This window comes from Agromyces chromiiresistens (assembly GCF_029167465.1).
Taxonomy (GTDB): domain Bacteria; phylum Actinomycetota; class Actinomycetes; order Actinomycetales; family Microbacteriaceae; genus Agromyces; species Agromyces chromiiresistens.
In genome coordinates, this window is record NZ_JARFNL010000001.1 from 521678 (window position 1) to 541187 (window position 19510).

At 72.4% G+C, this 19510-nt stretch carries 21 protein-coding genes; 12 read left to right on the forward strand and 9 right to left on the reverse strand.

Going from position 1 to position 19510, the window contains the following annotated elements; translation table 11 throughout:
- Positions 1-18 precede the first annotated feature (18 nt).
- From PX701_RS02245 to PX701_RS02260, 4 genes are all read left to right on the forward strand, one after another.
- Positions 19-1500 carry a glycoside hydrolase family 3 protein gene (locus tag PX701_RS02245; protein WP_275505359.1) on the forward strand — a complete coding sequence of 494 codons (1482 nt, stop codon included), beginning with the start codon at positions 19-21 and terminating at the stop codon, positions 1498-1500.
- On the forward strand, positions 1497-2873 hold the full coding sequence (locus PX701_RS02250; RefSeq protein WP_275505360.1) for an anhydro-N-acetylmuramic acid kinase: 1377 nt from the start codon (positions 1497-1499) through the stop codon (positions 2871-2873). Before PX701_RS02245 ends, PX701_RS02250 begins: the two co-directional genes overlap by 4 nt.
- Positions 2870-3826 (forward strand): N-acetylmuramic acid 6-phosphate etherase, encoded by a 957-nt coding sequence (gene murQ, locus PX701_RS02255; RefSeq protein ID WP_275505361.1) that lies wholly within the window; start codon positions 2870-2872, stop codon positions 3824-3826. The genes PX701_RS02250 and murQ overlap by 4 nt, the downstream gene beginning before the upstream one ends.
- Before the next feature lie 76 nt (positions 3827-3902).
- Positions 3903-4787, forward strand: a complete 885-nt coding sequence (locus PX701_RS02260; protein WP_231429939.1) for a MurR/RpiR family transcriptional regulator — start codon at positions 3903-3905, stop codon at positions 4785-4787.
- 138 nt (positions 4788-4925) lie between these two features.
- Here PX701_RS02260 and PX701_RS02265 read toward each other — a convergent pair whose 3' ends face one another.
- The 3 genes from PX701_RS02265 to PX701_RS02275 form a co-directional block, all read right to left on the reverse strand.
- Positions 4926-6044 carry a carboxylate-amine ligase gene (locus PX701_RS02265; protein WP_275505362.1) on the reverse strand — a complete coding sequence of 373 codons (1119 nt, stop codon included), beginning with the start codon at positions 6042-6044 and terminating at the stop codon, positions 4926-4928.
- Positions 6045-6119: 75 nt separating this feature from the next.
- The gene (locus PX701_RS02270; RefSeq protein WP_275505363.1) at positions 6120-6656 is read right to left on the reverse strand and encodes a DUF2510 domain-containing protein; all 537 of its coding nucleotides are present in this window, start codon (positions 6654-6656) and stop codon (positions 6120-6122) included.
- A gap of 107 nt (positions 6657-6763) precedes the next feature.
- On the reverse strand, positions 6764-7336 hold the full coding sequence (locus tag PX701_RS02275; RefSeq protein ID WP_231429942.1) for a VanZ family protein: 573 nt from the start codon (positions 7334-7336) through the stop codon (positions 6764-6766).
- Between the two features lie 373 nt (positions 7337-7709).
- On the opposite strand from PX701_RS02275, the gene PX701_RS02280 reads away from it, so the two are divergent.
- The 4 genes from PX701_RS02280 to PX701_RS02295 all read left to right on the forward strand — a co-directional run bounded on the left by PX701_RS02280 (position 7710) and on the right by PX701_RS02295 (position 10070).
- The gene (locus PX701_RS02280; RefSeq protein WP_231429943.1) at positions 7710-7913 is read left to right on the forward strand and encodes a cold-shock protein; all 204 of its coding nucleotides are present in this window, start codon (positions 7710-7712) and stop codon (positions 7911-7913) included.
- Between the two features lie 212 nt (positions 7914-8125).
- Entirely contained in the window at positions 8126-9220 is a 1095-nt protein-coding gene (locus tag PX701_RS02285) for a fatty acid desaturase family protein (RefSeq protein WP_374201160.1), read from the forward strand.
- 107 nt (positions 9221-9327) lie between these two features.
- The gene (locus PX701_RS02290) at positions 9328-9534 is read left to right on the forward strand and encodes a cold-shock protein (protein ID WP_159602901.1); all 207 of its coding nucleotides are present in this window, start codon (positions 9328-9330) and stop codon (positions 9532-9534) included.
- A 209-nt stretch (positions 9535-9743) separates the two neighbouring features.
- A complete protein-coding gene (locus PX701_RS02295; RefSeq protein ID WP_231429944.1) occupies positions 9744-10070 on the forward strand; it encodes a TFIIB-type zinc ribbon-containing protein in 327 nt (108 codons plus the stop codon).
- A gap of 75 nt (positions 10071-10145) precedes the next feature.
- Here the strand turns inward: PX701_RS02295 and PX701_RS02300 are convergent, their stop codons facing one another.
- Complete coding sequence (locus PX701_RS02300) at positions 10146-10979, reverse strand: aldo/keto reductase (protein WP_275505364.1); 834 nt, start codon at positions 10977-10979, stop codon at positions 10146-10148.
- 35 nt (positions 10980-11014) lie between these two features.
- Positions 11015-12250, reverse strand: a complete 1236-nt coding sequence (locus PX701_RS02305; RefSeq protein WP_231429946.1) for an MFS transporter — start codon at positions 12248-12250, stop codon at positions 11015-11017.
- Between the two features lie 120 nt (positions 12251-12370).
- On the opposite strand from PX701_RS02305, the gene PX701_RS02310 reads away from it, so the two are divergent.
- Positions 12371-12823, forward strand: coding sequence for a MarR family winged helix-turn-helix transcriptional regulator (locus PX701_RS02310; RefSeq protein WP_275505365.1), 453 nt, complete (start codon positions 12371-12373; stop codon positions 12821-12823).
- Positions 12824-12908: 85 nt separating this feature from the next.
- On the opposite strand, the gene PX701_RS02315 is transcribed toward PX701_RS02310, so the two are convergent.
- Positions 12909-13334, reverse strand: coding sequence for a VOC family protein (locus PX701_RS02315; RefSeq protein WP_275505366.1), 426 nt, complete (start codon positions 13332-13334; stop codon positions 12909-12911).
- A gap of 213 nt (positions 13335-13547) precedes the next feature.
- Here PX701_RS02315 and PX701_RS02320 point away from each other — a divergent pair, with 213 nt between their 5' ends.
- Genes PX701_RS02320 through PX701_RS02330 form a run of 3 tightly spaced genes read left to right on the forward strand, consistent with a single transcriptional unit; the run spans position 13548 to position 14927 of the window.
- Complete coding sequence (locus PX701_RS02320; RefSeq protein WP_231429949.1) at positions 13548-13976, forward strand: ArsR/SmtB family transcription factor; 429 nt, start codon at positions 13548-13550, stop codon at positions 13974-13976.
- Positions 13973-14443, forward strand: coding sequence for an SRPBCC family protein (locus tag PX701_RS02325; protein ID WP_231429950.1), 471 nt, complete (start codon positions 13973-13975; stop codon positions 14441-14443). The genes PX701_RS02320 and PX701_RS02325 overlap by 4 nt, the downstream gene beginning before the upstream one ends.
- A 43-nt stretch (positions 14444-14486) precedes the next feature.
- Positions 14487-14927: a VOC family protein gene (locus PX701_RS02330; RefSeq protein ID WP_275505367.1), complete on the forward strand. Its 441-nt coding sequence runs from the start codon at positions 14487-14489 to the stop codon at positions 14925-14927.
- A 122-nt stretch (positions 14928-15049) separates the two neighbouring features.
- Here PX701_RS02330 and PX701_RS02335 read toward each other — a convergent pair whose 3' ends face one another.
- From PX701_RS02335 to PX701_RS02345, 3 genes are all read right to left on the reverse strand, one after another.
- The gene (locus tag PX701_RS02335) at positions 15050-15667 is read right to left on the reverse strand and encodes a GyrI-like domain-containing protein (RefSeq protein WP_231429952.1); all 618 of its coding nucleotides are present in this window, start codon (positions 15665-15667) and stop codon (positions 15050-15052) included.
- 97 nt (positions 15668-15764) lie between these two features.
- Positions 15765-17024: an MFS transporter gene (locus tag PX701_RS02340; protein WP_275505368.1), complete on the reverse strand. Its 1260-nt coding sequence runs from the start codon at positions 17022-17024 to the stop codon at positions 15765-15767.
- A 68-nt stretch (positions 17025-17092) separates the two neighbouring features.
- Positions 17093-19501, reverse strand: a complete 2409-nt coding sequence (locus PX701_RS02345) for a phosphoketolase family protein (RefSeq protein WP_275505369.1) — start codon at positions 19499-19501, stop codon at positions 17093-17095.
- Between the last annotated feature and the right edge of the window lie 9 nt (positions 19502-19510).

A 19510-nucleotide genomic window follows, 5' to 3' on the forward strand; every position in this document is an offset into this window, starting at 1 on the left:
AGGGCTACGGTGGGCGGAGTGCTCTGGCCCGGCTTCCTCGGCCGGAGCACTCCGGATTGGCTTCGCCGCGAACTCGACGCGGGCCTCGCCGGCGTCGTGCTGTTCGCGCAGAACCTCGCTCCCGCGGGTGGGCGAGCAGCGAGTGCCGGCGAGCGCATCGACACCTCCGCCGACGATCTCGATGTGCTGCGCCGCTCGACCACCGATGCGGGGGCCCGCCCCCTCCTCATCGGCATCGACGAGGAGGGCGGCAACGTCACGCGGGCGGAGGCGCACACCGGGTCGAACCTGCCGGGCGCCGCGCAGCTCGGCTTCGTCGACGACCTCGACGCGACCGAGGCGGTCGGCCGCGAGCTCGCCCGTCGGTCGCTCGCGGTCGGTGCGAACGTCGTGCTCGGCCCCGTCGCCGACGTCAACACCGACCCGCGCAACCCGGTGATCGGGGTGCGCTCCTTCGGCGCCGACCCCGAGCGCGTCTCGCGTCACGTGGTGGCGTCGCTCCGGGGCATCCGCTCGGCCGGAGCCGCCGCTTGCGTGAAGCACTTCCCCGGGCACGGCGACACCCACCTCGACTCGCACCACGCGATGCCCGAGCTCACGATCGGACTCGACGAGCTCGAGCGCAGGCACCTGCCGCCGTTCCGTGCGGCGATCGGCGCGGGCGTCGAGGCCGTCATGACGGCGCACATCGTCGTGCCCGAGTGGGGCGACCGGCCGTCGACGCTCAACCCCGTCGCGCTCGGCCGCCTGCGCGAGCTCGGCTTCGACGGCGTCATCGTCACCGACGCGCTCGACATGGCCGCGGTGCGCGAGTCGGTCGGTGCCGGCCCTGGCGCCGTGCACGCACTGCTCGCGGGGGCCGACCTGCTGTGCATCTCGAACCCCGCGAACCTCGGCGCGGCCGCCGCGCCCGACCAGGACGAACGCGACTTCCGCGAGGTGCAGCACGCGATCTTCGCCGCGATCGACGACGGCACCCTGCCGTTCGCGACGGTCGAGCGTGCGGCCCGGCGGGTGGGCCGGCTCGCCGATGCGGTCGCCGAGCGCGCGGCGGTCGCCGCCGCCTCGGTCGCCGCCGACGACGGGTGGATGCCTCGGGGCGCGCGCCGCGTCGCGCGGGAGGCGATCACGATCGACGGTGCCGTGCCGGCGCTGCCCGGTGCCCGCACCGTGCTCGACCTGCGCGGGCGATCGACCCTCGCCGTCGCGAGCGACCGCGACTACGTCGAGCGCACGCTCGCCGCGGGCGGCGAGGTGCTTCGCGCCGACGCGCCGGTGCCCGAGCGGGGGGCGCTCGTGGTGCTCGTCGACCGGATCGGCGCCGACCGGGCGCAGCGCGACCGGGTGTCGGCCGTCGCCGCCGTGCGTCCCGACGCGGTCGTGGTCGACGTCGGCCTGCCCGGCGAGCCGTTGCCGCTGCCGACCCTGCACACGCGGGCCGCCAGCCTGCTCGCGGCGGAGGTCGCGAGCGAGCTGCTCGAGTCGGGGGTCCGCGCGTGATCGTGCTCTCGCTGCAGTCGGGCACCTCGGCCGACGGCATCGACGTGGCCGTCGTCGACATCGCGGTTGCCGGTGGGTCGAGCGACGAAGGAGCTTCTCGAGACCACGGTTCCGACGTGCTCGGGCCCGAACGGGCCGCTGCGTTCCCTCCTCGACCGCCCGGCCTCGCGATGACCCCGCTCCACGCCGAGACCGTCGCGTGGGAGCCGGCGCTCCGCACCGAGATCCTCGCCGTCACCGCCGGCGCAGCGCGGGATGCGGGCGCCTGGACCCGGCTCACGAACGACCTCGGCCGGGCCTTCGCGGCGGCGGCGGCCCGAGGCATCCGCGAGTCGGGCGCGACGCCCGACCTCATCGTCTCGCACGGCCAGACCGTGCATCACCAGGTCGAGCACGGGCACGCCCGTGGCACCCTGCAGCTCGGCGAACCCTCGTGGATCGCCGAGCTCACGGGCGCGCCCGTGCTCTCCGACGTGCGCATGGCCGACATCGCGGCGGGCGGCGAGGGGGCGCCGCTCATGGCGTTCTTCGACCGGCTGTGGCTCGGCGCCGAGGCGCGCACCACAGGCCGGACGATCGCGACGGTCAACCTGGGCGGCATCGCGAACGTGCAGCTCGTCGGCGCCGACGGCCGCGTGATCGCGTTCGACAGCGGACCGGGCAACGGCCTCATCGACGCCGTCGTCGACCGCGAGACCGGCGGTGCCGAGGGCTACGACGTCGACGGAGTTCGCGCGGCCGCGGGTCGCGTGCACGAGCCGCTGCTCGCCGAACTGCTGCGGCACCCGTACTTCGCGGCGCCCGCGCCCAAGTCCACCGGGCGCGAGACCTTCGACCTCGCCGTGGTCGACGCTGCGGTCGAGGCCGTCGGCGGCGCCGGCGACCCCGCCGTCGACGACCTCGTCGCCACGCTCACCGAGCTCACCGCTCGCACCGTCGTCGACGCGATCGCGCCCGCCGGTGCGCCGGACCCGCCGGCGACGCTCATCTGCTCGGGCGGCGGCGCACTCAACCCCGTGCTGCTCGCGCGCATCGCCGCGCTCGCGAACGAACGCGGCATCGCCGTCGAGTCGAGCGCTGCGCGCGGCGTCGATCCCGCGTTCAAGGAGTCGCTCATGTTCGCGCTCCTCGGCTTCTGCAGCCTGCACGGGGTGCCGATCGAGCTGTCGACCGGCCCCGAGCGAGCCCGCGTGCTCGGCCGCCTCTCGCCCGGCCGCGCGGCATTCGCCCTGCCCGAGCGGCTCGCCGCCGCGGCATCCGTGACCGTCGCGCCGGCCGTCGGAACCCGGGCGACCGAGACCCGTATCACCGAACACCGCACCACCGAACACCGAACCACCGAACACCGCATCACCGGGGGAGTCACGCAATGAGCGGTCAGGCACCGCAGTCGGCCGAGCATCGCGCGTTGCGCGAGCTGCTCGGCGAACTCTCGACCGAGCAGGTGAACGAGGCCCACGCCGGGTTCGACCTGCTCTCGACCGAGTCGCAGCTCGCGGCCATGCACGAGGAGAGCGCCCAGGCCGTCGCCGCCGTGGCCGAGGCGACCCCGCAGATCGCGGCGGCGATCGACGCGATCGTGGCGCGCCTCCGAGGCGGCGGCCGGCTCGTCTACGCGGGCGCCGGCACGGCCGGGCGCATGGGCGTGCTCGACGCGAGCGAGATCCCGCCGACGTTCGGCACCGATCCGGCTCTCGTCGTCGGCCTCATCGCGGGCGGCGACGTGGCGCTGCGGTCGGCGGTCGAGGACGCGGAGGACGAGGCCGCCCGCGGCGCCGCCGACCTCGAGGCGATCGGCCTCCGGCCCGACGACGCGCTGGTCGGCATCTCGGCCTCGGGCCGCACGCCGTACGTGGTCGGCGGCATCGAGTACGCGAAGCGCGTCGGCGCCCTCACGGTCGGCTTCGCGTGCAATCGCGGGTCGGTGATCGGTGCGGCCGCCGACCTCGCGATCGAGACGGTCGTCGGGCCCGAGATCGTCGCCGGATCCACCCGGCTCAAGGGCGGCACTGCGCAGAAGCTCGTGCTCAACGCGATCTCGACGATCGCGATGGTGCGGCTCGGCAAGGTGCACGGCAACCTCATGGTCGACGTGCAGGCGACGAACGCGAAGCTCCGCGCCCGCGCGGAGCGCATCGTGATGCAGGCGACGGGCGTCGACGCCGCCCGCGCGGCCGCGGCGCTCGCCTCCGTCGACGGTCACGTCAAGGCGGCGATCCTCGTCACCATGACTGGGGCCGCCCCGGAGGTCGCGCTCGCGCGGCTCGCCGCCGAAGATGGAGTGCTGCGCGATGCGCTGTCGAGCGTGCGCGCGTCGCCGGAGTGAAGCGCGCGGCAGCAGGGCAGAGTGGTCACGACGGTGCGCAGCGGTGCACCGCAGAACGTAAGGAACCGGAACGGCGATGTCGGCGAACGTGCTCTCCTCCGTACGCGAGGCGCTGCCGCGCCTGAGCTCCTCCGAGGCGCGCGTCGCCGAGGCGATCATCGCCGACCCGACCCTCGTCGTCGATCTCACGATCACCGAGCTCGCGGGGGTATGCGGCACGTCGCTGTCGACCGTCGCGAGGTTCTGCCAGACGCTCGGATACTCGGGGTACCGCGAGTTCCGCATGGAGGTCGCGAGCGCGGTCAGCCGCGAGGCGGCCGAGCGCGACCGCTTCGGCCTCGCGAACGTCGACATCGACCCCGATGACTCGGCCGCCGACGTCGTCGCGAAGATCGCATTCCACGAGGTGCTCGCGATCGAGCAGACCGTCGAGGGGCTCGACACGACCGTGCTCGACGCGGTCGTCGACGCGATCGTCGCAGGCGCGCACGTCGACCTCTACGGCTTCGGCTCGAGCGGCCTCACCGCGCAGGACCTGCAGCAGAAGCTCGCCCGCATCGGCATGTCGGCGTTCTGCTCGGTCGACGTGCACCTCGCACTCGTCTCGGCGGCGCTGCGCCGCCCCGGTGACGTCGCGATCGGCATCTCGCACTCGGGCCTCACGGCCGAGACGAACCACGCGCTCGAGGTCGCCCGCGAGGCCGGCGCCACGACGGTCGCCATCACGAACTCGCCCGAGTCGCCCGTCGCCGAGGCGGCCGACTTCGTGCTCACGACGCACGCGCGCGAGTCGAGCTACCGCATGGGCGCGATGTCGAGCCGCATCGCGCAGCTAGCGGTCGTCGACTTCCTGTTCGTGCGGGTCGCCCAGCGTCGGGGCGACGCGGTCGCCGAGCCCCTCCAACGCACCTTCGAGGTCACCGCCCGGCACCGGGTGCCGCCGCGGCGTCGGCCGGCCTGACCGGCGGCTGCGACCGGTTCGCGATCGCCGGCCCTTGCGCCCCCTCCGACAGGACGAGCGGGCAGACAGGCCCGCACGCCACCGTCGGTCGGCCGGCCCTGTCGAACCCGCGGATGCCTCGTGCCGGAGCGCGGCCCGTCAACCCTCTGCGGTGAACGTCGCCTGGTAGAGCTCGCGCAGTCCGGCCATCCCCGACGCGGCGAACGCAGCCCGCTGCCGGGCGGCCCCCGTCCCGTGGTCGAGCAGCCGACCGAGCCCGAGTCGGACGAACTCCGCGTCGCCGCTCCGCTCGAGCGCGGGCGCCAGCAGTTCGAGCGCGTGCCCGACGACCTCGGTGGCCGGCCGCAGCTCGGCGAGCACGGGGTCGAACACGGTGCTCGACAGGCCGCGGTGCGCCGCGTGCAGGAGCGCCGCGCTCAGGAGCTCGGGCCCGGCCGCTGCGGACTCATCGGGCAGCACGGCGCTCGCCGCGCCGGGCCCGCCGACCGGGTCGGTGATGCTCTCGACGAGGGCGCGGCAGAGCGCGGCGACGAGCACCGACTCGCCGACCTCGAGCTGGGCGTCGGCGACCCGCACCTCGACGGTCGGCACGTGCGACGACAGCCGGGCGGTCCACATGACGACCGCGCGGTCCTCGGTGCCGCCGACGCCGATCAGCCGCTCGAGCCGGCGGTCGTAGTCGACCGCGTCGATGAACTCGGGCGGGGTGCCCGTCGTCGTCCAACGCCGGATCCCGACGTTGCGCCAGCTCTCGTACCCGGTGTCGTGGCCGCGCCAGATCGGCGAGTTCCCGGTGAGCGAAGCGAGGAGCGGCAGCCAGTGACGCGTCGCGTTGAGCGCGCGCACCGCGAGGTCGCGGTCGGTGACGCCGACGTGCACGTGCAGGCCCTGGATCTGGTGGTCGGCGATGACGCCCTGCATGTCGTCGACGATCCGCCGGTACCGCGGGGTGTCGGTGATCGTCGGGAACGGCAGCGCGTCGGGCGGGGTGCCGACGCTCGCGACGACGACCCCGAACCGCCGGGCCTCCGCCTCGAGCTCGCGCCGGAACCCCATGAGTGCGGCGGTCGCCTGCCCGGTCGTGTCGAACACCGCCGAGGCGTGCTCCACCTGCGCGGCGAGGAACTCGCGCTTCGCGACGGCGCGCCATGCCGGCTCGGCGGCGAGGTGCGCGAAGGCCTCGTCGGCAACGTCGACCGGACGGAGCGTGTGCGGGTCGAGGAAGACGAACTCCTCCTCGATGCCGAAGGTGGCCATCGACCCTCCTCTTCGATGCTCGAACTCTCGCGAGCGCGTGCCCCGTTGTCAAGGGGTCGACGCGCGCTGCGGCGGTCAGCCGAGCAGCATCATCGCGATCGCCGAGGCGATCGCGATGGTGAGGGTTCCCGCGGCGAGGGAGGCGAGCACGAGCAGGGCCACCTGGCCGACCGAGAGATCGTCGCGCGGGTGCGCCGGCGCGAGCCCGTAGACCGACACGGATGCCGCGGGCCGATCGGTCGGCGTCGGCACGGTCGTGTGCTCGGGGACGAACCGGATCGTGCGCGTGACGTGGGCGTCGTCGTCCTCCGAGGCGGCGACGAGCGCGGCGAGCACGGGGTCTGCGCCTCCGGCGCCGTGCTCGTGCTCCGGGGCGGTGGCCGCGCCCGGTGCGCCGGCCGTATCCGGTGCGATGGCCGCGGGCGGCGGGGGCGGCGCGGGCGGCGCGGCGGGCTTCTCGACTGGCGTCGACTCGACTGGCGTCGACTCGACTGGCGTCGACTCGATCGGCTTCGGCACGGTGTGCGGAGTCCAGCCCCGCCCGTCCCAGTAGCGCAGCGCCGAGGCATCCGCCTCGTCGTCGTACCAGCCCGGCGCGCGCCGCTCAGCCATGCGCGACCGCCCGCACGCGAGGCGCCCGCACGGTGCGCAGCGAGCGCCGGATCGCGACGATCGCGGGTACGGCGGAGGAAGTCACCAGCCGAGTGTACGTGGGCGCGCTAGGCCGCGCGATCGGCAGAACTCCCCATGGCGGCGAGTGCCGGTTCGTGGTTCGCCCGGGCCGGATCGGGGGCGGTCGCCGACGGGTACGCGAACGCCGGCAGGTCGGCGGTCGCGGCGTCGATCGCCTCGACGGGGGAGCGCACCTCGGTCGCCGCGACGGCACCCGCGCGACGCACCATGCGGGCCGTCTGCACGAGCACGACGCCCACGACGGTGCCGGCGGTGTTCATCACGAGGTCGCGCGGATCGGAGATGCGGTCGGGCTCGGGCAGCTGGATGAGCTCGATGACCGTGGCGAAGCCGAGCCCCGCGAGCATCGCGAGCGGCCAGAGCCGTCGCGCGATGAGCAGCGCGGCGAGGGCGCCGACGGGGATGAACAGGGCGACGTTGAAGGCGATCTCGGCGAGATAGCCGGTCGTCCACGTGACGGAGGCCGTCCACGCGTCGGGGTTCAGGATGCCGCCGTCGACCTGGTGGCTCGCGGTGCGCCACGGCGCCGGACCGATCGTCACCCACAGCACCACGGCCGCGTACGCGGCGGCGACGAGACCGAGGGGGCGGCGATCCATTCCTCGATTCTGCCCCGGATCGCCTGCGAGCGGGCTGGAATCCGCACAGAGTGTCCTGAGAACGCGAATCGGCCGGCGATGCGCGACATCACGCCGAATGTCACGATCCGGTCGCGACCGGGTGTGCGGGCGCGCGCGAGCATATAGGGTGGCGATCACTGATTCCTCCATCATGCGGGCACACGCCCGCGCCTCCATCTGATTGCCCGGAGGCGGATCGATCCGCGTGGCATGACCCGATACGAGCCGGCGGATGCCCGAGTGCAACCCCGCCACTCGCCCCTCGCCCGGGCGGCACCCGTCGCCCGAGCAGCGATCGAGAGTCGATCGCATCGGGTCGCAGGTGCGGCCCGCACGACAGAAGGACAGCAGTATGGCAACCGGAACCGTCAAGTGGTTCAACGCCGAAAAGGGCTTCGGCTTCATCGCCCCCGACGACGGCTCGGCCGACGTCTTCGCGCACTTCAGCGCGATCACGGGCTCGGGCTACCGCTCGCTCGAAGACGGCCAGCGGGTCGAGTTCGAGGTCGCACAGGGCCCCAAGGGCCTGCAGGCGGAGAACATCCGCGCCGTCTAGGCGCCGGCTCCAGAACGCCGTCGCAGCCTCGGGCTGCGGCGGCGTTCGCTGTCTCCGCCGCCGGACCCGACTCACCGGCCGGGTGCAGTCCCGGCCCGCACCGCGGAAATCTCCCAGCACGTTCCCATGCGTTTCCCGTAGAGTCGAAGCATCTGCAGCGAGTAGTCACTCGCGAACCCCGGCTGGGAAGTCGACGAAAAGCTGGGAACACCATCTCTCACACCGAATCCCTCGGTGCGATCCGGGCGACGAAGCCCCGCACCGGTACTGCCGACATCACACGCAGTTACACCGCCCTCTCCCGGGTCGTTCGCGAGTCCGGCCTCCTGAACCGCACGCGGTGGTTCTACCTCGCTCTCGTCATCACCCTGACCCTCGCCCTCGGCGGGGCGATCACCGGTTTCATCCTGCTCGGCGACTCCTGGTTCCAGCTGCTCATGGCCGGCGCGCTCGGCCTGATCTTCACGCAGTTCGCCTTCCTCGCGCACGAGGCGTCGCACCGTCAGGTGCTCGAGTCCGGCCCGGCCAACGACCGCGTCGGCCGCATCCTCGCGGCCGGGGTCGTCGGCATCAGCTACACGTGGTGGATGACGAAGCACACCCGTCACCACGCGAACCCGAACAAGCTCGGCAAGGACCCCGACATCGACTTCGACACGATCTCGTTCGTCGAAGCCGATGCCGAGAAGCAGCGCGGGCTCATGGCGCTCATCACGCGCAAGCAGGGCTACCTGTTCTTCCCGCTGCTCACCCTCGAGGGGCTCAACCTCCACTTCCGCTCGATCCGCACGCTCTTCGACCGCGGCCCCGTCAAGGGCCGCTGGATCGAGCTCAGCCTCATCGCGGCGCGCTTCGCCGTCTACCTCGGTGCGATCTTCTGGGTGCTGCCGCTCGGCATGGCGTTCGCCTTCATCGGCGTGCAGCTCGCCGTGTTCGGCGTCTACATGGGCGCATCGTTCGCGCCGAACCACAAGGGCATGCCGATCATCCCCGCCGACGCGAAGCTCGACTTCCTCTCGAAGCAGGTGCTCACCTCGCGCAACGTGTCGGGCGGCCTGTGGGCCAGCGCCCTGCTCGGCGGACTCAACTACCAGGTGGAGCACCACCTGTTCCCGAACATGCCCCGACCGCATCTCGCCAAGGCGCGCGAGATCGTCCGCGAGCACTGCCGCACGCTCGGCGTGCCCTACACGGAGACGACGCTGCTGCGTTCGTACGGCATCGTCATCCGCTACCTCAATCGCGTCGGACTCTCCGCACGCGACCCGTTCGACTGCCCGATGGTGAACCAGTTCCGTCGGGTCTGAACTCCACACGCTTCCGGCGGCGGACGTCGCCGTCGGAACCCCGCACGACCTCGCGTCGTGCACGTCGCAGCCGCCCCGGCGGCTCGGCTTTACAGAAGGAAAAGAATATGGCTACCGGAACCGTCAAGTGGTTCAACGCCGACAAGGGCTTCGGCTTCATCGCTCCCGACGACGGCAGCGCCGACGTCTTCGCGCACTTCAGCGCGATCGCGTCGGGCGGCTACCGCTCGCTCGAGGAGAACCAGAAGGTCGAGTTCGAGACCGCCCGCGGCCCCAAGGGTCTGCAGGCTGAGAACATCACCGTCATCGGCTGATTCTCGCCTCCCAGCGGGCCCGGCCGGTCGCATCGACAACCGGGCCCGCGACACCGAGCGGATGACTCGGCAGCCGCCTCCTCGCGAGGCTGGCGCCGGGCATCCGCTCGTGTGCGTTCCGGGTGCCCCACGGTCCGCCGACGGCCCGGTGAGCGGATGCCCAGCTTCGATCCCTACGCTCGGGAGCACGACCCCGAGGAGGAGCCCCGATGCAGTGCCCCAGTGACGGAACCGTGCTCGTGATGAGCGAGCGCAGCGGCATCGAGATCGACTACTGCCCGACGTGTCGAGGCGTCTGGCTCGACCGTGGCGAGCTCGACAAGATCGTCGAGCGCGCCAGCCGCGAGTTCGGCGGCGGCCAGGCCGCTCCGCAGGCGCCTGCCGCTCCGCGGCCGCCCCAGCAGCCGGCCTACGGCCAGCAGCCCTACGACAACCGCGGCTACGACAACCGCGGCTACGACGACCGCGGGTACGGCGACCAGGGCTACTACCGCAAGAAGAAGAAGGAGAGCTGGCTCTCCGAGCTCTTCGACTGAGTCTTCCGCGCTCGGATGCCGCGGCGTCGACCCTCTCGCGGGGCGGCGCCGCGGCATCCGTCGTTCTGGAGGCGGTCAGGCCGCGTGGAACTCCGCCGGGTGAGGGCCGGTGCGACCGTCGCGCTCGAGCGCGTCGATCGCGTCGAGCTCGGCGGCGGTGAGGTCGAACCCGAACACGTCGAGGTTCGCCGCGATGCGCGACGGCGTGACCGACTTCGGGATCACGATGCGCCCCTGCTGCAGGTGCCAGCGCAGCACGACCTGCGCCGGGGTGACGTCGTGGCGGGCGGCGATGCCGGTGACCGCGTCCTCACCGAGCACGGCGCCCTGCGCGAGCGGGCTCCACGCCTCGGTGAGGACGCCGTGGCGCGTGTTCGCCGCGACGGTGGCGCGGTTCTGCATGGCGGGGTGCAGCTCGACCTGGTTGACGGCGGGCACGACGTCGGTCTCGGCGATCAGCCGCTCGAGATGCGCGGGCTCGAAGTTCGAGACGCCGATCGCACGCACGCGACCCTCGGCGTAGAGCCGCTCGAGCGCCCGCCAGGTGTCGACGTAGCGGTCGCGTTCGGGCGTCGGCCAGTGCACGAGGTAGAGGTCGAGTCGGTCGAGCCCGAGCTTGCGGAGGCTCTCGTCGAAGGCGCGCAGGGTCTGGTCGAAGCCCTGGTCGGAGTTCCAGACCTTGGTCGTCACGAACAGCTCGTCGCGGGCGAGGCCCGACTCGGCGAGGGCTCGGCCGACGCCGGTCTCGTTGCCGTAGATCGCCGCGGTGTCAATGCTGCGGTAGCCCGCCTCGAGTGCGGCGGCGACCGCGGCGGTCGTGTCGGCGTCGGGCACCTGGTAGACGCCGAATCCGAGCTGCGGCATCTGCACGCCGTTGTTGAGGGTGGCCGTGGGCACGGTGGGGTTCATGGTTTCGCTTTCCGTGGTGGGTGGTCGGGCGGGGCTCAGTGAGCCGCAGCGGGGGTCGGAGAGGTCGCGGGGCCGGCCGGCGCCGAGGCATCCCGCCTCGAAGCCGACGCGGCGCCGGCGCGTCGCGCGGTCACCGCCGCGACGGTCATCACGGCGAGCGCCGCGAGGGTGATCACGGCGCCCGTCGCGATCGGCGACGTGTAGCCGAGGCCGGCCGCGATCGTGGCGCCGCCCGCCCATGCGCCGAGCGCGTTGCCGAGGTTGAAGGCCGCGATGTTCGCGCCCGAGGCCAGCGTCGGCGCCCCGGCGGCGTATCGCATGATGCGGCTCTGCAGCCCGGGCACGGTGCCGAAGCCGAACGCGCCCATGAGCACCAGCAGCACGATCGTCGCGGCAGGGCTGAACGCGAGCCAGGCGAACAGGGCGAGCACGACGACGAGGGCGGCGATGAAGGCGAGCAGGGTGCCGTCGATCGAGCGATCGGCGAGCCGGCCGCCGGCCCAGTTGCCGACGACGAGGCCTGCGCCGAAGAGCACGAGCAGCCAGGGCACGGTGCCCGCGGCGAAGCCGCTGACCTCGGTGAGCGTGTAGGCGATGTAGGTGAAGGCGCCGAACATGCCGCCGAAGCCGAGCACGGTGACGGTGAGCGAGAGCCAGACCTGGCCGGATCGGAAGGCGCCGAGTTCGCGACGCAGGCTCGGGGCCGAGGTCGTCGTGCCGGTGGCCCGCGCGACGGGTACGAGGGCCGCGACGCCGACGAGGGCGATGACCCCGATGGCCGAGATGGCCCAGAAGGTCGCGCGCCAGCCGAACTGCTGGCCGATGAAGGTGCCGAACGGCACGCCGAGCACGTTGGCGGCGGTGAGGCCGGTGAACATGACGGCGATCGCGCCGGCCGCCCTCTCTGGGGCGACGAGGCTCGCGGCGACGACCGAGCCGATGCCGAAGAACGCGCCGTGGCAGAGGGCGGCGACGATGCGGCCGGTCATCATGAGCTCGTAGCTCGGGGCCATCGCCGAGATCGCGTTGCCTGCGATGAAGAGCACGAGCAGGCCCATGAGCACGGGTTTCCTCGGGAGGCGGACGGTGGCCGCGGTGAGGCCGAGCGCGCCGACGACGACCGCGAGCGCGTACCCGGAGATGAGCCAGCCGGCCGCGGCCTCGCTCACGCCGAAGTCGGCGGCCACCTCCGGCAGCAGGCCCATGATGACGAACTCGGTGAGCCCGATGCCGAAACCGCCGATGGCGAGTGCGATGAGTCCGAGTGGCATGCGCCGCCTCCTGATACAGTGGAAGACAATTAGTTGCAGACGCGTTCTATTGCGTGAGCGACCTAAATGCTTGCACACGCAAATAGAAAGCGCAAGCAACTATTTTTCGAAGGAGGCACCATGGGCATCGCCGACGACGCCGTCGAGGTGCGTGCGCAGGGATGGCGCACGCTCGCGGCCCTGCACGGGCTCATCGAATCGGAGCTCGAGCGGGCGCTCGGCTCGGCCGTCGACCTGTCGGTCGTCGAGTACACGGTGCTCGACGCGCTGAACCGGCAGGACGGCTGGCACATGCGCATGCAGCAGCTCGCCCGTGCCACGGCGCTGAGCCCGAGCGCGACCACCCGCCTCGTCAACCGGCTCGAGGACCGCGCCCTGCTCACCCGCATCCTCTGCGCCGACGATCGGCGCGGCATCTACACCGAGCTGACCCCGGCCGGGCGGGCGCTCTACGAGCGCGCGCGCCCGATCCACGACGAGACGCTCGAGCGAGTGCTCGCCGAGGCGTCCGCGCAGCCCGAACTCGCGCCCGTCGTCGACGCCCTGCACGCGGCCGCGCCCGTCGCGGGCTGACCGCGGCGGCCTCGCCCGCCGAGGCCGCCCGAACACCAGGGCGCCCGGGCGGAGCGCCCGGACGCCTCGTCGTCGTGGTGGCGTCTCAGCCCTGGGCTTCGCCCCCGATGTTCACGAGCCAGGTGACGCCGTAGCCGTCGACGCACATGCCGAAGGCGTCGCCCCACGGTGCGACCTCGAGCGGCACGATCTCGGACCCCGACGCCAAGAGCTTCTCCCAGTAGCCGCGCAGTGTCGCGTCGTCCTCGGGCCCGCCGGAGAGCGAGACCGAGATGTTGCTCGTGGTCGCGGCCGGCGGCATGTGACTCGGCGTGTCGGCGGCCATGAGCACGAGACCCCCGTCGCCCTCGAGCTGGCCGTGCATGATCTTGTCGGCGTCGCCCGGATCGTCGGCCTGCCCGAACTCGGCGAACGTGCTCATCGTGAGCTCGCCGCCGAACACCGAGTGGTAGAACTCGAGCGCTGCGCGGGCGTCGTCCTGGAAGTTGAGGTACGGGTTGAGCCGAGCCATGGTGCGTCCCTTCGTCGAGGTGTGCGGTCAGGGCCGATGATTCTCGCTCGTCGCGCACGCCGCAAGCCCCGGTTCGCACCGCGCCGCCGGGGCGTCGCAGGCCGGGATGCCTCGTGACCGGAGGAATCTCGAACGAGGTCTTGACGCCGACGTGCGACCGTCGTACTCTTAATCAACCAAACGGTTGATCAAAGAACAGATTGAGGAGGAGTGATGATCGTGGACCCGAGCGCGGACGACCGGCTCGATCGCGCGTTCATGGCTCTCGCCGACCCGGTGCGCCGGCGCATCATCGCCCGGCTGAGCCGCGGGCCGGCGACCGTCAACGAGCTCGCCGATCCGTTCGAGATCACCAAGCAGGCCGTCTCGAAGCACATCCAGGTGCTCGAGCACGCGGGTCTCGTCACACGCACTCGCGACGCGCAGCGTCGCCCCGTGCACCTCGACCCGGCGGCCCTCGAAGCCCTCACCGCGTGGATCGACCGCTACCGGCTGATCCACGAGCAGCAGTTCCGTTCACTGGATGCGCTGCTCGCCGAAGACCGCGGCACCGACGTCGCGGCATCCGAAGCCGACCAGGTCGGCGACATCTCCGAGCGCGGCCGACCGGCCGCGCCGCACACGAAAGAGACAGGACAATGACGAACCCCGTCACCATCACCGCCCCCGAGGGGCTGCCCTTCATCGAGATCGAGCGCGAGTTCGACGCCCCCGTCGAGGCGGTGTTCGAAGCGCACCGCGACCCGGCGCTCGTGAAGCAGTGGCTCGGGCCGAACGGCTACGAGATGAGCATCGAGCGCTGGGACTTCGTCTCCCAGGGCGGGTACCGCTACGTGCACACCGACACCGACGGCGCCGACTGGGCGTTCAACGGCACGTTCCACTCGGTGCGCGACAACGAGCTCGCGATCCAGACCTTCGAGTTCGAGGGGTACCCCGACGTCGTCGCGATCGAGTCGCTCACGTTCGAGGACCTCGGCGGCGGGCGCTCGAAGCTCCGCATCCACTCGGTCTACCCGACCGTCGAGAGCCGCGACGGCATGGTCGCGAGCGGCATGGAGCGCGGCGTCACCGAGGGATACGCCCGCCTCGAGTCGCTCGTCGCCTGACCTGCTCGGCGAACCGGCGACACACGACGAAACGGAGCGCATCATGGACTGGACCCTCGAGGTGGTCATCGTTCCGGTGGCCGACATCGATCGCGCGATCGAGTTCTACCGCGACCGCGTCGGCTTCGAGCTCGACCACCACACCGTCAACGAGCACATGGATGTCGCGCAGCTGACTCCGCGCGGATCCGGATGCTCGATCGTCGTCGGCGACCTGCCGACCCAGCGCGAGATGGCCCCCGGTTCGCTCAAGGGCCTGCAGCTCGTCGTCGCCGACGCCGAGGCGGCCCGGGCCGAGCTCGTCGGGCGCGGCGTCGAGTGCAGCGAGATCGTGGTGTTCGACGAGCGCGACGGCGGCACCTTCTTCGGCTTCGCCGACCCCGACGGCAACTCGTGGGCGGTGCAGCAGATCAAGGCCCGTGCCGAGCGCCCGCTCATCCCCGTCGAGGCGCGGCAGCGCTTCGGTGCCGAGCAGGAGGGCTGAGCGGGCCGCCATGCGGCGCCACGATCTCGGAGATCGTCACGGCCTCGGACGCATCCGTCGGATGGATCCGAAGGGCTGCGGATCTCCGAGATCGTGGCGCGCGCTGCGACCCGGGCGGGTGGTCAGGTCGCGCGGGCTACGGGCTGCCGCAGGATCGTGCGCAGCTTCTCGGGGGCCGTGCGGCGCGGGTCTCCGAGGTAGACCTCGTGGTGCAGCCCGTTGAAGCGCAGGCCGTGCCCCGGCATGAACTCGTCGTGCAGTCGCGCGAGCGTCGGCCCCTCGTCGTCGTAGGAGCCGATGTGCAGGGTCTGCACGCTGAGGCCCTCGTCGAGGGTCTCGAGCCGCACCCGCGAGGCGGCGGGCGCCTTCGCGGCGGCCTCGGCGACCGCGGCCTCGAACCGCTCGAGCTCGAGCCAGTCGGGCTGCCAGATCATCATCGTCCACGACCAGGCGGACTTCTCGCGGCTGACGAACGTCGCCGGGTCGTCGGCGCCCCACAGGCCCTCGAGCGGACCCACGACGTGGTCTCGATCGAGTTCGCGCTTCAGGGCGAACTTCGCCGCGTACGAGACGGCGTAGAGCGCCTCGACCGCCGCGGCGTACTCGGGTGCGGTATTCGGGTCGCCGCGGCCGTCGACCATCGCGTACCGGAGCGGCGGCACCTCGACGAGGTCGAATCGGCCGCGCCGCGCGGTGTAGCTCGCGATCTCGCGCTTGGGGTCGAACTTCGTCGTCGCCATGCCGCCCATCATGCCGCGGCCGGCCGACACCGCCCTGATCGAGCGGGCACCGAGTGCGCCCGGTGCGGGCGCGACGGGCCGGTGCGCGAGCCGCGGCTCAGGCGTCGACCGCGGCGGTCGAGCCGGTGCTCGTGGTCGCGGCAGTCGTGACCTCGGCCGGCCGGCGCCGCACCTGCCCCGCGACCGAGAGGCTCAGGATCATCACCGCACCGACGGCGAGCAGCGCGTAGCGGGCGCCGACCTCGTCGGCGAGGAGCCCGAGCAGCGGCGGCGCGGCGAGCGACGAGATCGTCGAGAACGACGTCACGACCGAGACCCGTTGCCCCGCCCTCGACGGGTCGTCGGACGCCGCCGAGATCGCGATCGGGTTGCCGAGCGCGGTGCCGCAGCCCCACAGCACGATGCCGACCCATGCGATCGCGAGGTTCGGCCCGAAGACGAAGAGGGCGAGACCGACGAGCGACGAGACGCCCGACGCGCGCAGCACGGCGACCCGGCCGAACCGGTCGATGAGCCCGGTACCGACGAAGCGGAACACCGTCATCGCCCCGACGAACGTGCCGTACGCGACGGCGCCGATCGCCTCGGTCGACGCGAACCCGTCGACGACCGCGAGCGTGAGCCACGTCGTCGCGGCGCCCTCCGCGAGCGACGCGGCGAGCAGCACGACGCCGAGCAGCAGCGTGCGCGGCTCGAGCCAGGCGCCGAGCGCCGAGCGCACCGCCTGCCGGTTGCGCGCGCCCGTGGCCGTGGCGTCGACCGAACCGGTCGCGGTCGAGACGGGCTGGCGAGCGGTGTACGCCGTCGACGGCGTGATGAGCAGCGCCCGAAGCACGGTCACCGCCGCCGTCACGACGACGACCTGCGTCGCGACGTGCACCTCGGCGAACGCGAAGGCCCCGGCGATGAGCGCCCCGCCGGCCGCCCCGATCGAGAAGGCGGCGTGGAACTGGGGCAGTACCGCCCGGCCGAGCCGCTGCTCGACCGCGGCCGCGTTGATGTTGATCGGCACGTTGACGAAGGCGCCGCAGAGCCCGTTCACGAACATGCCGGCGACGAAGAATCCGAGCCCCCAGCCGGTCAGGCCCGCGGCATCCAGCCCGAACCCGACCACGTTGCCGACGGTGCCCGCGACGAGCACGTTGCGGCTGCCGAAGCGGGCGACGATCGCCCCGATCGTGAGCGCGCCGATGAGCGAGCCGATGCCGCCGATGATGAGCAGCGAGCCGAGCTGCAGTGCGCTGATGTCGAGCGCCGTGCGGATCGACGGCATGCGGCTCATCCACGAGACCTGGATGAAGCCGAACAGGGCGAACTGGGCCATGAGCGACCAGCGGGCGCGGGAGACGGTGGGCACGCGCCGAGGCTATCAGTCAGGATCCCTTACTCGACCGCGGGTTCCGGACATCGAGCCGCGCATTCCGGTCAGTCGGGCCGTGCTTCGAAGCGCCACTCCGTGATCCAGCCCGGGTCTTCGCCGTGCTCGTACGCGTACTCGCGCGCGGCGACGCGGGCGGCATGCCACTCCTCGGCGACCTCCGCGACGCCGGGCCGGGACGCGAGCCCGGGCACTCGGCGCACGACGTCGAGGGCGAGCCGGTAGCGGTCGAGGTCGTTGAGGTGCAGCATGTCGAACGGCGTCGTCGTGGTGCCGCGCTCGGCGAAGCCGCGCACGTGCAGGTTCGCGTGGTTCGTGCGGCGATACGCGAGCTGGTGGATGAGCGACGGGTACCCGTGGAACGCGAAGACCACCGGCGCCGACCGCGTGAAGATCGCGTCGAACTCGTCGTCGGTCAGGCCGTGCGGATGCCGCGACAGGTCCTGCAGCCGCATCAGGTCGACCACGTTGACGAGCCGCACCCGCAGCTCGGGCAGGCGCTCGCGCAGCAGCTGCGCCGCGGCGATCGCCTCCACGGTCGGCACGTCGCCCGCGCACGCGAGCACCACGTCGGGTTCGGACGCCTCGGGGTCGGCCGGATCGAACCCGGGCTCGTTGCCCGCCCACGACCACACCCCGAGCCCGGCGGCCACGTGCGCGTCGGCCTCGTCGGGCGAGAGCCACTGCTGCTGCGGCTGCTTGCCGGCGACGACGACGTTCACCCGGTTGCGGGTGCCGAACGCATGGCGCATGGTCGCGAGCAGCGTGTTCGCGTCGGGCGGCAGCGAGACCCGCACGATCTCGGCCTGCTTGTTGACGACGACGTTCAGGAACCCGGGGTCCTGGTGCGAGAAGCCGTTGTGGTCCTGGCGCCAGACGTGCGACGAGAGCAGGTAGGTGAGGCTTGCGACGTCGGCCCGCCACGGCACCTCGCGTGCCGACTCGAGCCACTTCGCGTGCTGGTTGAACATCGAGTCGACGATGTGGATGAACGCCTCGTAGCTCGTGATGAGCCCGTGCCGGCCGGTGAGCAGGTAGCCCTCGAGCATGCCCTGCATGAGGTGCTCGCTGAGCGCCTCGATGACCCGGCCGCGCCGGGCGAGGTGCTCGTCGAGCGGGAGCAGCGCCTCGGCCCACACGCGGTCGGTGACCTCGAAGACCGCACCGAGCCGATTCGACAGCACCTCGTCGGGGCCGAACAGCCGGAACGTGCCGGGGTTCTCGCGCAGCACATCGGCGAGCCAGGTGCCGAAGACCCGGGTCGCCTCGCCCGTGACGCCGCGCTCGCCCGGCGCCACATCGACGGCCCGCGGCCGGGTCGGCGGCAGGTCGATCGGGCGCACGATGCCGCCGTTCGCGTGCGGGCTCGCGCTCATGCGAAGCTCGCCGCGCGGCCGCATCGCGTCGAGCTCGGCGACGGGCCGGCCCGCCTCGTCGAACAGCTCCTCGGGGCGGTACGAACGCAGCCAGCCCTCGAGCATCGCGAGGTGCTCGAGGTTCTCGCGCACCTCCGCGAGCGGCACCTGGTGCGCGTGGAACGTGCCCTCGACCTGCACGCCGTCGACCAGGCCGGGACCGGTCCAGCCCTTCGGCGTGCGCAGCACGATCGCCGGCCACCGCGCCGCCGCCGACGCGAAGGCCCCGGCCGAGGCATCCGCCCGGATCGAGGCGATGCGGTCGTACGCGACGTCGATCGCGTCGGCCAGGCGCGCGTGCACCGACATCGGGTCCTCGCCGTCGAAGCCGCCCGTGACGAGCAGCGGCTCGTAGCCGTTGCCGCGGAAGAAGTCGACGAGCTCGGCCTCGGGGATGCGTGCGAGCAGCGTCGGGTTCGCGATCTTGTAGCCGTTGAGGTGCAGGATCGGCAGCACCGCGCCGTCGGTCGTCGGGTCGAGGAAGGCGTGGCCGCGCCAGCTCGCGGCGAGCGGCCCGGTCTCGGCCTCGCCGTCGCCGATCACGCACGCGACGACGAGCCCGGGGTTGTCGAGCGCCGCCCCGTAGGCGTGCATGAGGGCGTAGCCGAGCTCGCCCCCCTCGTTGATCGAGCCGGGCGTCTCGGGCGCCGCATGCGAGGGGATGCCGCCGGGGAACGAGAACTGCCGGAACAGCCTCGCCATGCCCGCCCGGTCGCCCGTCACGTCCGGGAACAGCTCGGAGTAGGTGCCGTCGAGCCACGCGTTCGCGACCATTGCCGGGCCGCCGTGACCCGGCCCGCAGACGTAGAGGGTCGGGGTGCCCCGCTCGACGACGGCGCGATTGAGGTGGGCGTAGACGAGGTTGAGCCCGGGGGAGGTGCCCCAGTGGCCGAGCAGGCGCGGCTTGATGTCAGCCGGCACGAGCGGCTCGTCGAGCAGGGGGTTCCGCATCAGGTAGATCTGCCCGACGCTCAGGTAGTTGGCGGCGCGCCACCACCGGTCGACGAGTTCGAGGGGAACCGCCCCGTGAGCTCCGGCCATCGTCTCCAC